Below are 13,160 nucleotides of genomic sequence, written 5' to 3' on the forward strand. Positions count from 1 at the left end.
CGCGACCGTGCTAACCCGGTCCGGCTCCTCCCCCCCCGAGTCGGCCGGAGAGACGACCCCCGCTCTCCCCCCCGGCGGGGGTCGTCGCATGTCCGGACCGGTTTCCGTCCTCCGGGCGAGATCCACTTCGATCGCACTCCCTTCCGCGGGTTCCGCTTGCAGTGATCTCCCACCACTCTGCATCGTCACTGTGAGTAGCGGAAGGGGTGCTCTCCGGGAGTCACTGGTATGAGCTACGGAGATATTCACAAGTAGCCGGTTGTCCACAGTTTTTCAGCAAGATCCACATGATTTTCCAGTGCGCTGCACCGTGATTCCAGCCGCGTAGTTCGCGGAAGCCGGGAATCACCGATCTCGCGACGAAGCGAGATCGCAGATAGCGAGGAGCGGAGATCGTGGCCGGATCCATCACATCGAAGAGGGACTCCGTCGTCGAAGGGCGGCGGGACGGACCTCTGATCGTCACCGAGGACATGGAACTGCTCGACGATCTGCTGCGGCTGTGCGCCGCCGCGGGAGCCGAGCCGGACGTCCACCACCGGGTGCCGGAGCAGAGGGGCAGCTGGGAGGACGCGCCCTTGATCCTGGTCGGCGACGACGCCGCGGCGCGCTGCCGTGGAGCCACTCGCAGGCGCGGGGTGCTGCTCGTCGGACGGGACCAGGACGACCCCGACGTCTGGCGGCACGCCGTGGAGATCGGGGCCGATTCCGTATTACGGCTGCCCGACGCGGAGAGCTGGCTCGTCGACCGTATCGCCGATGTCGTCGAAGGCGTCGGGGAGCAGGCGCTCACCGTCGGGGTGATCGGCGGCCGGGGCGGGGCCGGAGCGTCCACGCTGGCCTGTGCCCTGGCCGTGACCGCCGCACGGACCGGCCGACGGACCATGCTCGTCGACGGGGACCCGCTCGGCGGGGGCATCGACGTCCTGCTCGGCGGCGAGCGGGCCGAGGGCAGGAGGTGGCCGGATTTCGCCGCCTCCAAAGGGCGTGTGGCGGGCGGGGCGCTGGAGGAGTCCCTGCCCGAACTCCACCGGCTGCGGGTGCTCAGTTGGGACCGGGGCGACTCGGTCGTCGTTCCGCCGGAAGCCATGCGGTCGGTCCTGGCCGCGGCCCGCAGGCGGGGAGGAGCCGTCGTCGTCGATCTGCCGCGCCGGGTGGACGAGGGCGTGGCGGAGGCGCTGGCCCAGCTGGATCTCGGGCTGCTGGTGGTGCCGGGCGAGCTGAGAGCGGTCGCCGCGGCCAACCGGGTGGCTTCCCTGGCGGGCATGGTCCTTCAGGACCTGCGTGTCGTGACCCGGGGCCCGTATGCCGCCGGGCTGGACGACCAGTGGGTCGCCGCCGCTCTGGGGCTGCCGCTCGCGGGTGAACTTCCCTGGGAGACGGGACTGTTGTCCGCCCAGGACGAGGGTGCGCCGCCGGGTGCCGCGCGGGGACCGCTGGCGAGGTTCTGCACGGCCTTCTGGGAGCGTGCGCTGGCGGGAGGCGCGGTCTCATGAGCACCGGACTGCTGGACGCCGTGCGGCAGCGCCTGGCCGAGAGCGGAGCCGAGCCCACTCCCGCACGGGTCGCGGCAGCCCTGCGGGCGCAGGGGCGGCTGCTGGGGGACGCCGAAGTCCTCGGCGGCACCGAGAGGCTCCGCTGCGAGCTGGTGGGGACGGGACCGCTGGAGCCTCTGCTGGCCGATCCGTCCGTGACGGACGTCCTGGTGTCCGCGCCCGACCGGGTGTGGGTGGACCGGGGCCGAGGGCTCGAACGGGCCGGGGTGACGTTCGCCGACGCGGCGTCCGTTCGCAGGCTGGCCCAACGGCTCGCCGCTGTGGCGGGCCGGAGACTGGACGATGCCCGGCCGTGGGTGGACGCCCGACTGCCGGACGGCACCCGTATGCACGCCGTGATTCCCCCGGTGGCGGTCGATTCGACCTGCCTGTCGCTGCGGGTGGTGCGACCCAGGGCGTTCTCCCTGGAGGAGTTGGAGGCCGCGGGGACGATTCCGCCCGGTGGCGACCGGGTGCTGCGGGCGCTGATCGACGCCCGGTTGTCGTTTCTGATCGGCGGCGGTACCGGGACGGGGAAGACCACACTGCTGTCGTGTCTGCTCGGGCTCGTGGGGGAGCGTGAGCGGATCGTCCTGGCCGAGGACTCTGCGGAGCTGCGGCCGGACCACCCGCATGTGGTGCGGCTGGAGTCCCGCACGGCGAACCAGGAGGGCGCGGGCCGGGTCACCCTGCGGGATCTGGTGCGCCAGGCCCTGCGGATGCGACCGGACCGGCTGGTCGTAGGCGAGGTCCGCGGCCCTGAGGTGACCGAACTCCTCAGCGCCCTGAACACGGGTCACGAAGGAGGCTCCGGGACCGTCCACGCGAACGCGGCGGCGGACGTCCCGGCCCGGCTGGAAGCCCTCGGAACCGCCGCCGGCCTCGACCGGGCCGCCCTTCACAGCCAGTTGGCGGCAGCCCTCTCGGTGGTGATCCATCTGGTGCGGGACCGGACCGGCCGTCGGCGGATCGCCGAGGTCCATGTGCTGGAGCGGGACCCGGCGGGAGTGGTGGTGACGATGCCGGCGCTCCGCTGGGACGCTGACGGCTTCGCGCGGGAGCAGGGCTGGGAGCGGCTGCGCGCCCTCCTCGGAGGTGCGCTGTGATCCCCAGAGAGCCGATGTACGCGGCGGCCGTGTGCGTGGGAGCGGCGGCCTGGCTCACCGCCGGCCGGGAACGGGGCCTGACGCGCGCGACGCTCCTCCTCGCCGACGGCGGGGCGCGGGAAGCGCCGCGATGGTCGTGGGAGCGGCTCGTGCCGCTGGTGCGCCTGCGGCGGGAGTGGCTGAGTCTGCCGGTTTCCGTGCTCCTCGCCGTGCTGGGGAAGTCGGTGCTGCCGCTGATCGCCGGCGCGGCCGCGGTCCCCCTGCTGAGGCGATGGCTGCTGGCCCGCGAGCGGACGCGCGACCGGGAGCGACGGGCCGAAGCGGTGATCACCCTGTGCGCGGGGATCGCGGGGGAGCTGAGAGCGGGTCTCCAGCCGGGACAGGCGCTGGTCGCCGCCGCCGGAGCAGCCGGAGCAGCCGGAGCGCTGGGCCCTGCCGAAGGAGCCGTGATCGCGGCGGCCCGCTTCGGCGGCGATGTGCCCCGGACACTTCGGGTGGCGGCCCGGGAGCCGGGCGCTGAAGGACTGGCCGGAGTCGCGGCCTGCTGGCGGGTGGCCGTGGACAGCGGGGCGGGACTGGCGGCGGGGCTCGACCGCCTGGAGGCGGCCCTCCAGGCGGAGCGGGACCAACAGAACGACATGTCGGCCCAGTTGGCGGGCGCGCGGTCCACGATCGTCCTGCTGGCGCTGCTCCCCGTCGCGGCCCTGGCCATGGGCTGGGCCATGGGCGCCGATCCGCTGCGGATCCTGCTGCACACTCCCGCCGGCCTGGTGTGCCTGTCGATCGGCGGGGCACTGGAAGCCGCAGGGCTCTGCTGGGCCGCGCGGATCGTGAAGAGCGGAACGAGCCGATGACCGGGGACCTCCTCCACCGGCTGGGGCTGGTGGCCCTCCTACTGGCGCTGATCGCCTGCCTGGTCTTCACCGTCGCTGTACGACGCTGCGAACACCGGGTACGCCGACGCGTCGAGCTCCTCCTGGCCATGGAGCGGACCCGCCGCCGGTGGCGACCGCGCTCCGGGAAGCGGGCCTCACGCTGGGCGCTTCCGCTGGGCGCGGCGATCACCGGCTACGTCCTCGTCGGAGGGGTGCTCGGCCTGGTCGCGGGGGTGGTGGCGGCTTATGGCGTACGGCGTAGGCAGGGCAGGCGTGGACCAGCCCTCACGCCTGCGGACGACGACCGTCAGCTGGCCCTCGCGGCCGACCTGCTCGCGGCCTGCCTCTGGGCGGGGGCGGGCCCCCGTGAGGCGGCGGAGGCGGTTGGCGAGTCGCTGGGAGGCCGGGTCGGCCGACAGTTGGTGAGAGCGGCGGCCGAACTGCGGCTCGGCGGCGAACCGACGCATGCGTGGGGCGAGTTCGCCCGGATCCCGGGCGCGTCGGAACTGGCCCGCTGCCTGGAGCGGGCGGACTCCACCGGCGCTCCGGCCGGGGAGCCGGTGTCACGGCTGGCCACCCGGCTGCGGGCCGCCCGGTCCCGTGCGGCGGCGGCACGGGCCCGCAGGACCCAGGTTCTGATCACGGCTCCGGTGGGGCTGTGTTTCCTGCCCGCGTTCCTGGCGGTCGGTGTGGCCCCCGTCGTGATCGGGCTCGCCGGCGGACTGCTCAACGGCGACTGAACGAGAACCGAGAGATCCCGAGAGATCCCGAGAAACCTGAGAAACCTGAGAAACACGGAGGTCGGAATGCTCAATTCGGTACGGAATCCGGTACGGACATGGCTTCGCGCGCTCGCTCGCAGGGCGCGTGGCCAGGACGCGGGGATGACCACGTCCGAGTACGCGATGGGAACGATCGCCGCATGCGCCTTCGCGGCGGTTCTGTACAAGGTCGTCACCAGTGGGGCGGTCTCGGACGCGCTCCAGTCGTTGATCGGGAAGGCGCTCGATGCGCAGTTCTGAGGCCGCGGACCGGGGATCCGTGACGGCGGAGGCGGCCGTCGCGGTACCGGCCCTGGTGGTCTTCGCCATGGCGTTGGTGTGGGCGCTGATGGCCGCCTCGGCCCAGATCCGGTGCGTGGACGCCGCGAGTGCCGGTGCGCGGGCGGCGGCGAGGTCCGAGCCGCACGAGACGGCCCTGGCCGCTGCCCGCTCGGCCGCCCCCGAGGGCGCCCGTGTCTCTCTGCGGCGCGAGGAGGATCTCTGGCGAGTCCGGGTGGAGGCCCCGGCTCCGGGCCCCGGCGCCCTCGCTCTGACCCTGACCGCCGAGGCGGCGGCCGTCGCGGAAGAGGTATCGCCATGACCCGTCGCTCCGATCGCGGTTCGGCGACCGTGTGGGTGGCCATGGCGGCTACCGCCCTGTCCGCCGTGTTCGCAACGATCCTGATCATGGGTCAGGTGGTGGTGGCTCGTCACCGGGCCGGCTCCGCGGCCGACTTGGCGGCACTCGCCGCCGCCGACAGCGCCCTCGGCGGCCCGCTCGCCGCGTGCGCGAAGGCGACGAGTGTGGCCCGTGCCCAGGGCGCGACGATCGTGCGCTGCACGGTCCACGGCGAGGTCGCGGAGGTGACGGCCCGTTTCCGCCTCGGCCCCTACGGACCGACGGTCAGATCCAGAGCGGGTCCTCCAGACCTCCTGAACCCCGCTGTACCGTCCCCTCAGCCCCTTCCGGGCCAACGGGGCGGCCCCGCTCCTCCCAAGCCCCTGACGGCCACGGAGCCCTCCGTCCAGCCGCCTCCTGCCCCTGGCCCCTCCCCATCCGACACCCGAATGCCCCACTCACAGCCCGCCAGGGCCCTCACGCCTCCGACTCCAGCTCCCGAATCCGGCGAAAGAGCCCCTGAATCCCGCGGAAACCGGAAGGCCGAAACGCCCCCGCCTTCCCGTGCGAAGGCCCCGGCCGACCCGCGGCCACGAACCCGACCAGGGGCCCGGGTCTCGCGGGGCGCCGGAAAGCCCGAGGCCGCAGCGGTCTCGCTCGGCCTCCGGGCCCGAGCGTCGCGTTCCGACAGGTCCTTCGAGTCCTTGCGGGACACCGCACCATATGCGACGACAGGGCACCCCGCGCCCGAACGGACGCCGACCGACCCGCGGCACGCGCCCCGGACCGTACGCCCGGCGACACCGTCTGCGGCGAGCGGCAGCCCGCCCCTACCGCGCCGCTTCCCTCAGCAGTTCCGTCAGCAGCCGTACCGCTCCCCGCTTGTGCAGCGGCTCGTTGCCGTTGCCGCACTTGGGGGACTGGATGCAGGACGGGCAGCCCGCCTCGCACTCGCACGCGGCGATGGCCTCACGCGTCGCGGTCAGCCATTCGCGGGCCGTGCGGAAGGCCCGCTCGGCGAAGCCCGCGCCGCCCGGATGGCCGTCGTACACGAAGACCGTCGGCAGCAGGGTGTCCGGGTGCAGGGGCACGGAGACCCCGCCGATGTCCCAGCGGTCGCAGGTCGCGAAGAGCGGAAGCATCCCGATCGAGGCGTGCTCGGCGGCATGGAGGGCGCCGCCCAGCTGCTCAGGGTTGATCCGTGCGGAGTCCAGCTGGTCCTCGGTGACCGTCCACCAGACGGCCTTGGTGCGCAGCGTGCGCGGCGGCAGATCGAGTTTGGTCTCACCGAGCACCTCGCCCGTCATGAGCTTGCGGCGGAGGAAGGAGACGACCTGATTGGTGACCTCGACGGATCCGTAGCAGAGGCGTCCGTCGCCCCACGGGATCTCGGTGTCGGTTTCGATGACGGAGACGGAGGTGGTGTCACGGGCGGTCGTGGAGTACGGCGGGACGGCCTCCTCGACCAGGGCGACCGGGCCATGGGGATCGTCGAGATCCAGCTTCCGGACGAGATACGTACGGCCTTGGTGGAGGTGGACGGCCCCTTCGTGGACGGTGGTGTGGGAGGCCGGCTCGTCCACGGTGCCCAGCAGCCGGCCGGTCGCTTCCTCGACGATCTGTACGGGACGGCCGCCGCCGCCCCGGATGTCGGTCAGGTCGGCGGCCCGTTCTCGGCGGGTCCAGTGCCAGCCCGACGGCCGCCGCCGCAGCAGCTTGGCGGCCTCCAGCTGGGGCATGAGGTCGCCGGTCGCGGGGCCGAAGAGTTCGAGGTCGGCCTCGGTGAGAGGCAGCTCGGCCGCGGCGGCGCACAGATGGGGGGCGAGGACATACGGATTGTCGGGGTCGAGGACCGTGGACTCCACGGGCCGCTGGAACAGGGCCTCCGGGTGGTGGACGAGGAAGGTGTCCAGCGGATCGTCACGGGCGACGAGGACGGCCAGGGCGCCCCGGCCGGAGCGTCCGGCGCGGCCGGCCTGCTGCCACAGGGAGGCCCGGGTCCCCGGATACCCGGCGATCAGTACCGCGTCGAGGCCCGAGACGTCCACGCCCAGTTCCAGGGCGGTGGTGGCGGCCATGCCCAGGAGTTCGCCGGAGTGCAGGGCCCGTTCCAGCGCGCGGCGCTCCTCGGGGAGGTAGCCGCCGCGGTAGGCGGCGACGCGCCGGGGCAGGGAGCGGTCCACCTCGGCCAGTCGCTCCTTGCTGATGACGGAGACCAGTTCGGCACCTCTGCGGGAACGTACGAAGGCCACGGTGCGGACGCCCTGGACGGTCAGATCGGTGAGGAGGTCGGCGGTCTCCGCGGTGGCCGTGCGGCGGACGGGCGCGCCCTTCTCGCCGTGGAGTTCGGTGAGCGGGGGCTCCCACAGGGCGAAGACGAGTTCACCGCGCGGCGAGGCGTCGTCGGCGACCTCGCGGACGGGCAGCCCGGTCAGCCGGCCCGCGGACACGGCGGGTTCCGCGGAGGTGGCGGAGGCGAGGAGGAAGGCGGGATTCGCGCCGTAGCGGGCGCATATACGGCGAAGGCGGCGCAGTACCTGGGCGACATGGGAGCCGAAGACCCCCCGGTAGGTGTGGCACTCGTCGATGACGACATAGCGCAGGGCGCGCAGAAAGGAGGCCCAGCGGGGGTGCGAGGGCAGGATCCCCCGGTGGAGCATGTCCGGGTTGGTGAGGACGTACGTGGCGTACTGGCGGACCCACTCGCGCTCCTCGACGGGGGTGTCGCCGTCGTAGACGGCGGGCCGGATCCGGTTGCCCAGCGGCGCGGCGAGTTCTTTCACGGCGCGGCACTGGTCCGCGGCGAGGGCCTTGGTCGGGGCGAGATAGAGGGCGGTCGCGCCGCGCCCGTTCGGGGCCTCGGCGCCGTCGAGGAGGGTGGTGAGCACGGGGGCGAGATAGGCCAGTGACTTGCCCGACGCGGTTCCGGTGGCGATGACGACCGAATCGCCGTCCAGGGCGTGCTCGGCGGCGACCGCCTGGTGGACCCAGGGATGGTCGACACCGGTCCGCTCGATGGCGTCGATGACTTCCGGCCGGATGCGATCGGGCCAGACGGCATGGCGGCCGGGTCTCGGGGGCAAGTGCTCCGTATGAGTGATGCGCGCAGCCCGGTTCGCCCTCGCGGCGAGCTGGTTGAGGACCGCACCGGGGGAGGGGCGGGTTTCCTCGCTCTCGGGCGGTCGTCCGGGACGGAGATTCTTGGCCATCGGCACCGAGTGTGTCACTGGAGTGACGGACAATGGTCCCAAGGCGTCGTGCATGGCTGTTGGTAAGTGATTGAATGCCATCGCGGCTGGCGACCGTCCTCCGCTCCGCCGGGGAGACCTGAGGGGGCGGCCGCTCGATAGCAAGGTGCTGGAGGATCCGTGGACCTGTCCCTGTCGACTCGCAATGTATCCGGACCTGGTGGCGACCGTACGGTCGTCGAGGTCGGTGGCGAGATTGATGTGTATACCGCGCCCAAGCTGCGCGAGCAGTTGGTCGAGTTGGTGAACGACGGCAGCTACCACCTGGTTGTCGACATGGAGGGCGTGGACTTCCTCGACTCCACCGGACTCGGTGTGCTGGTGGGCGGCCTGAAGCGCGTGCGCGCGCATGAGGGTTCGCTGCGCCTGGTCTGCAATCAGGAGCGCATTCTCAAGATCTTCCGGATCACGGGGCTCACCAAGGTGTTCCCGATCCACACCACGGTCGACGATGCCGTCGCGGCCACCGACTGAGGTCGGCCCGAGACTGTCGAAGACCGCCGGAAGAGGAGGGGTCCGGGCATCCAGCCCGGGGCCCCGGAGATGCACGCCCGTACGTCCGAGGGGGATGGTATGACCACCGTCGAACTTCGTTTCAGCGCTCAGCCCGAGCACGTGAGGACGGCCCGATTGGTGGCCGCTGCCGTGGCGCGCCGGGCCGGGGTCGACGAGGCCGTGCTGGACGAGGTCCGGCTCGCGGTCGGTGAGGCGTGCAGCCGGGCGGTGGGGCTGCATCGCAGTCATGGCCTCACGGCCCCCATCAAGGTCGTGCTGACCGAGGAGGACAAGACGTTCTCCATCGAGGTGGCCGACGAAGTTCCCGGCACGGGTGCCGACGGGTCCCGCGATGGATCCGGGCACGCCGACGCCGACGAGGAGACCGAGGGCGAGGATGAGATGGGCCTCGCGGTGATCAGCGGTCTCGTCGACGACATGGAGGTCTCCTCCAGCGACGAGGGCGGCGTGATCCGGATGAGTTGGCCGTCGGCGCCGGTCAGCATGCTCCCCTGACGGACCTCGATAGATCCCGACGGAATCCTGACGGACTCAGACGGCCCCAGACGGACCGAGTTGGATCGCGACTGCGCCCGACTGGCCCGGATCGGCCTCGACCGTCGTTGCTCGCCCTGTTTCACCTGTTCGGCTCCTCGGGCTTGTTCGGGCCTCCGCCCCGCCGCCGTCCTCGCGCGGCGGTCCGGTCGGCGATCCGAATAGCGTCCCCATGGTGAAGAGGCCCTGCTCAGCAGGGCCTCTTTCTTTTATCGCCAGATCATTTCATAGATCATCGATCATGTGTCAATGCCTTTGCCCCGTTACTTCTTCCAGGGGTATTTTCGAAACCTGATCATTTGCCGGATGGCAACCGAAGGTCAATTGTATTTGTCGCGCACTGTTTAGATCAGGTTTCCACTACCTACAATCCGTCCACATCTTGAGCTCTGAACGACGTCAAGGAGGACGAATGGCGGGGCTCTTCAGTTCGGAAATGATCGATCACCCGACTTCCCTCTCGGCCGCGGTACTGACAACCGACAATCGACTGATCGTCGTCGTCATCGCCGTGGTGGCGCTGTCGGCGCTCGTCGTGGCCCAGCTGCTGGTACGCCAGGTGCTGGCGGCGGACGAGGGCACCGACTCCATGAAGAAGATCGCGGCGGCGGTGCAGGAAGGCGCCAATGCCTATCTCGCCCGGCAGCTGCGCACTCTCGGCGTCTTCGCCGTCGTGGTGTTCTTCCTGTTGATGCTGCTGCCCGCCGACGACTGGTCGCAACGCGCCGGACGTTCCGTGTTCTTCCTGGTGGGTGCTCTTTTCTCGGCGGCCACCGGATACATCGGCATGCGCCTCGCCGTACGGGCCAATGTACGTGTGGCGGCAGCCGCGCGTGAGGCGACTGTTCCGGACGAGCCGACTGTTCCCGACGGGCAGGCTGTTTCCGGCGGGCAGGAAAGGGATCTGACGGCCGTCGCGCACAAGGCCATGAGAATCGCATTCCGTACGGGCGGCGTGGTCGGCATGTTCACGGTGGGCCTCGGTCTGCTGGGCGCCTCCTGCGTCGTCCTCGTCTACGCCGCCGACGCCCCCAAGGTCCTCGAGGGCTTCGGTCTCGGCGCCGCGCTGATCGCCATGTTCATGCGAGTCGGCGGCGGTATCTTCACCAAGGCGGCCGATGTCGGCGCCGACCTCGTCGGCAAGGTCGAACAGGGCATCCCCGAGGACGACCCGCGCAATGCCGCGACCATCGCCGACAACGTGGGCGACAACGTCGGCGACTGCGCGGGCATGGCGGCCGACCTCTTCGAGTCCTACGCCGTGACCCTGGTCGCGGCGCTCATCCTCGGCAAGGCGGCCTTCGGCGACGCCGGACTCGCCTTCCCGCTGATCGTCCCGGCCATCGGCGTGATCACCGCGATGATCGGCATCTTCGCGGTCGCCCCGCGGCGCGCCGACCGCAGCGGTATGACCGCCATCAACCGCGGATTCTTCATCTCCGCGGCGATCTCCCTGGCCTTGGTGGCCACGGCGGTCTTCGTGTACCTCCCCTCCTCCTACGCCGACCTGAAGGGCGTCGGCGAGGCCGCCATCCGCACCCACAGCGGCGACCCGCGGATACTGGCACTCGTCGCCGTGGCCATCGGCATCGTGCTGGCGGCCCTGATCCAGCAGCTGACCGGGTACTTCACCGAGACGAGCCGCCGCCCCGTCAAGGACATCGGCAAGTCCTCGCTGACCGGACCGGCCACCGTCGTCCTCGCCGGCATCTCCATCGGCCTGGAGTCCGCGGTCTACACCGCGCTGCTGATCGGCCTCAGCGTGTACGGCGCGTTCCTCCTCGGCGGCACGTCGATCATGCTGGCCCTGTTCGCCGTGGCGCTGGCCGGCACCGGACTGCTCACCACCGTCGGCGTCATCGTCGCCATGGACACCTTCGGGCCCGTCTCCGACAACGCCCAGGGCATCGCCGAGATGTCCGGCGACGTCCAGGGCGCGGGCGCGCAGGTGCTCACCGACCTGGACGCCGTCGGCAACACCACCAAGGCCATCACCAAGGGGATCGCCATCGCCACCGCCGTACTGGCGGCGGCGGCGCTGTTCGGCTCGTATCGCGACGCCATCGCGATCGCGGCGGACAAGGTCGGCGAGAAGGTCGGCGAAGGCGGACCCATGAACCTGGTCATGGACATCTCCCAGCCCAACAATCTGGTGGGCCTCGTCCTCGGCGCGGCGGTCGTCTTCCTCTTCTCGGGTCTGGCGATCAACGCCGTGTCGCGTTCGGCGGGCGCGGTGGTCTACGAGGTGCGGCGGCAGTTCCGCGAGCACCCGGGGATCATGGACTACAGCGAGAAGCCGGAGTACGGCCGGGTCGTCGACATCTGTACCAAGGACGCACTGCGGGAACTCGCCACTCCGGGTCTCCTCGCCGTGCTGACCCCGATCGCCGTCGGGTTCTCGCTCGGCGTCGGGGCGCTCGGCGCGTTCCTGGCGGGCGCGATCGGCACCGGCACCCTGATGGCAGTCTTCCTCGCCAACTCCGGAGGCGCGTGGGACAACGCCAAGAAGCTCGTCGAGGACGGGCACCACGGCGGCAAGGGCAGCGAGGCCCATGCCGCCACTGTGATCGGCGACACCGTCGGAGACCCGTTCAAGGACACCGCGGGACCCGCGATCAACCCGCTGCTCAAGGTCATGAACCTGGTGGCGCTGCTGATCGCGCCCGCCGTGGTCCAGTTCAGCTACGGCGACGACGCGAGCGCCGGGATCAGGGCCGTCGTCGCGATCCTCGCCATGCTGATCATCATCGGAGCCGTGTACATCTCCAAGCGGCGGGGTGTCACCGTCGGTGACGACGAACCCGACTCCGCCGAACGCAACGCGCAATCACCCGACCCGGCGGTGGTGTCCTAACCCCCTGCTCCACACATCTTTTCCATCGTCAGACCTGCTCAGGATGTTGACGGACGGCGTGTGCTGATACGCCGTCCGTCTCCCTTTCCCGGCTCGGGTGAGCCTTCTCTCCCTTGGTGCAAATGGCTACAACAGTGCGTGAACCGGCTGCCCGGCATGCGTTCGCCGCCCGGTCGACGTGTATGTTCCGGGGCGCAGGGAGCCTTGGAAGGGACCGATCCGGTGAACAAGAAGCTTGCGGCCGCACTCTCCGGCGGCGCGGTACTGGTGCTGGCGATGTCCGGTTGCGGCAGTGGCGACGACAAGGAGTCGGTCGACGACTGGGCCAAGAAGTACTGCGACCTGGCCAAGCCGCAGATCCAGAAGCAGGCCGACGTCGAACAGCTCATCCGTTCGACCGCCACGGACGGCAAGCCGGGCGATATCCAGGCCGCCGACTCCAAGGCGTTCCAGGATCTCTCCGCCGTGAACAAGGCATTCGCCGCCGCCCTCAGGGGCGCGGGGCAAACACCCGTCGAGGGCGACCGGAAGCTGGTCGAGGCCAACGCCGTCGAGCTCGACGCCAACTCCAAGGCGTACCTCGATCTCAAGAAGCAGATCGACGCGCTCGACGCCCAGAACCAGCAGAAGTTCGCCGACGGTCTCGACCCCGTGGTCGAAGGGCTGACGAAGATCGAGCAGAACCAGAACGCGTCGAAGAAACTGCGGGCCAGTGACACGGGCAAGGCGATGGCGAAGCAGGCGGGCTGCAAGCCGGTGACGGCGTCGACGCCCGTGCCGGGGCCCTCCGCCTGACCCCTTCGTCCGTCCTGCCCCCTTCGTCCGTAGGCCGCCACGCGTGCCGCGTACGCGTCAGGCCGCCTCGGGGACGGCTCCGCGGAGCCCTCGGGGACGCGTTCGCGCAGGGGCGGCCCGCATGCTCTCGCGGCCGGACCCCTACACCCTCGGGGACGGCTTCGCGGACCACCCGCGATCACGCCCGATCGCCTCGCCTCGCACCGGTTCTCGGTGACGCCGCACGGATGACTCGCCGCCCCCGGACCCGGGTACTCCCGGACCGGGGGCGGCGGGCGTTTCCGGAGCGTCGGGCCGGGGCGGCGATTGTCAGTGGC

The 13,160-nt window shown here is 71.0% G+C and carries 11 protein-coding genes and 1 pseudogene; 11 read left to right on the forward strand and 1 reads right to left on the reverse strand.

What is annotated here, in order from left to right:
- Positions 1 to 395 precede the first annotated feature (395 nt).
- From ssd to ACWEFL_RS16880, 7 genes and pseudogenes are all read left to right on the forward strand, one after another.
- Positions 396 to 1,496 (forward strand): septum site-determining protein Ssd, encoded by a 1,101-nt coding sequence (gene ssd / locus ACWEFL_RS16850; protein ID WP_451712720.1) that lies wholly within the window; start codon positions 396 to 398, stop codon positions 1,494 to 1,496.
- A complete protein-coding gene (locus tag ACWEFL_RS16855; protein ID WP_451712722.1) occupies positions 1,493 to 2,641 on the forward strand; it encodes a TadA family conjugal transfer-associated ATPase in 1,149 nt (382 codons plus the stop codon). The genes ssd and ACWEFL_RS16855 overlap by 4 nt, the downstream gene beginning before the upstream one ends.
- A 14-nt stretch (positions 2,642 to 2,655) precedes the next feature.
- Positions 2,656 to 3,495, forward strand: a complete 840-nt coding sequence (locus ACWEFL_RS16860) for a type II secretion system F family protein (RefSeq protein WP_451713027.1) — start codon at positions 2,656 to 2,658, stop codon at positions 3,493 to 3,495.
- Positions 3,492 to 4,256 (forward strand): type II secretion system F family protein, encoded by a 765-nt coding sequence (locus ACWEFL_RS16865; protein WP_451712723.1) that lies wholly within the window; start codon positions 3,492 to 3,494, stop codon positions 4,254 to 4,256. The genes ACWEFL_RS16860 and ACWEFL_RS16865 overlap by 4 nt, the downstream gene beginning before the upstream one ends.
- 66 nt (positions 4,257 to 4,322) lie before the next feature.
- On the forward strand, positions 4,323 to 4,538 hold the full coding sequence (locus tag ACWEFL_RS16870) for a DUF4244 domain-containing protein (protein ID WP_451712726.1): 216 nt from the start codon (positions 4,323 to 4,325) through the stop codon (positions 4,536 to 4,538).
- Complete coding sequence (locus ACWEFL_RS16875; protein WP_451712729.1) at positions 4,525 to 4,878, forward strand: TadE family type IV pilus minor pilin; 354 nt, start codon at positions 4,525 to 4,527, stop codon at positions 4,876 to 4,878. The genes ACWEFL_RS16870 and ACWEFL_RS16875 overlap by 14 nt, the downstream gene beginning before the upstream one ends.
- 41 nt (positions 4,879 to 4,919) lie before the next feature.
- Positions 4,920 to 5,141, forward strand: a pseudogene (locus ACWEFL_RS16880) (Rv3654c family TadE-like protein); the annotation flags it as partial.
- A gap of 585 nt (positions 5,142 to 5,726) precedes the next feature.
- Here ACWEFL_RS16880 and ACWEFL_RS16885 read toward each other — a convergent pair.
- The gene (locus ACWEFL_RS16885) at positions 5,727 to 8,186 is read right to left on the reverse strand and encodes a DEAD/DEAH box helicase (RefSeq protein WP_451712730.1); all 2,460 of its coding nucleotides are present in this window, start codon (positions 8,184 to 8,186) and stop codon (positions 5,727 to 5,729) included.
- Positions 8,187 to 8,264: 78 nt separating this feature from the next.
- Between ACWEFL_RS16885 and ACWEFL_RS16890 the strand changes: the two genes are divergently transcribed.
- The 4 genes from ACWEFL_RS16890 to ACWEFL_RS16905 all read left to right on the forward strand — a co-directional run bounded on the left by ACWEFL_RS16890 (position 8,265) and on the right by ACWEFL_RS16905 (position 12,843).
- A complete protein-coding gene (locus ACWEFL_RS16890; protein ID WP_328318827.1) occupies positions 8,265 to 8,618 on the forward strand; it encodes an STAS domain-containing protein in 354 nt (117 codons plus the stop codon).
- Positions 8,619 to 8,717: 99 nt separating this feature from the next.
- Positions 8,718 to 9,155 carry an ATP-binding protein gene (locus ACWEFL_RS16895; RefSeq protein ID WP_451712733.1) on the forward strand — a complete coding sequence of 146 codons (438 nt, stop codon included), beginning with the start codon at positions 8,718 to 8,720 and terminating at the stop codon, positions 9,153 to 9,155.
- Positions 9,156 to 9,606: 451 nt separating this feature from the next.
- Positions 9,607 to 12,048 carry a sodium-translocating pyrophosphatase gene (locus tag ACWEFL_RS16900; RefSeq protein ID WP_451712735.1) on the forward strand — a complete coding sequence of 814 codons (2,442 nt, stop codon included), beginning with the start codon at positions 9,607 to 9,609 and terminating at the stop codon, positions 12,046 to 12,048.
- Between the two features lie 222 nt (positions 12,049 to 12,270).
- The gene (locus tag ACWEFL_RS16905; protein WP_451712738.1) at positions 12,271 to 12,843 is read left to right on the forward strand and encodes a small secreted protein; all 573 of its coding nucleotides are present in this window, start codon (positions 12,271 to 12,273) and stop codon (positions 12,841 to 12,843) included.
- Positions 12,844 to 13,160 lie beyond the last annotated feature (317 nt).

The organism is Streptomyces sp. NPDC004838 (assembly GCF_053600955.1).

Coding starts and splice junctions, on each gene's coding strand:
- ACWEFL_RS16855 (WP_451712722.1), top strand. CDS start 1,493: ATGAGCACCGGACTGCTGGACGCCGTGCGGCAGCGCCTGGCCGAGAGC.
- ACWEFL_RS16860 (WP_451713027.1), top strand. CDS start 2,656: ATGTACGCGGCGGCCGTGTGCGTGGGAGCGGCGGCCTGGCTCACCGCC.
- ACWEFL_RS16865 (WP_451712723.1), top strand. CDS start 3,492: ATGACCGGGGACCTCCTCCACCGGCTGGGGCTGGTGGCCCTCCTACTG.
- ACWEFL_RS16870 (WP_451712726.1), top strand. CDS start 4,323: ATGCTCAATTCGGTACGGAATCCGGTACGGACATGGCTTCGCGCGCTC.
- ACWEFL_RS16875 (WP_451712729.1), top strand. CDS start 4,525: ATGCGCAGTTCTGAGGCCGCGGACCGGGGATCCGTGACGGCGGAGGCG.
- ACWEFL_RS16885 (WP_451712730.1), bottom strand. CDS start 8,186: ATGGCATTCAATCACTTACCAACAGCCATGCACGACGCCTTGGGACCA.
- ACWEFL_RS16895 (WP_451712733.1), top strand. CDS start 8,718: ATGACCACCGTCGAACTTCGTTTCAGCGCTCAGCCCGAGCACGTGAGG.
- ACWEFL_RS16900 (WP_451712735.1), top strand. CDS start 9,607: ATGGCGGGGCTCTTCAGTTCGGAAATGATCGATCACCCGACTTCCCTC.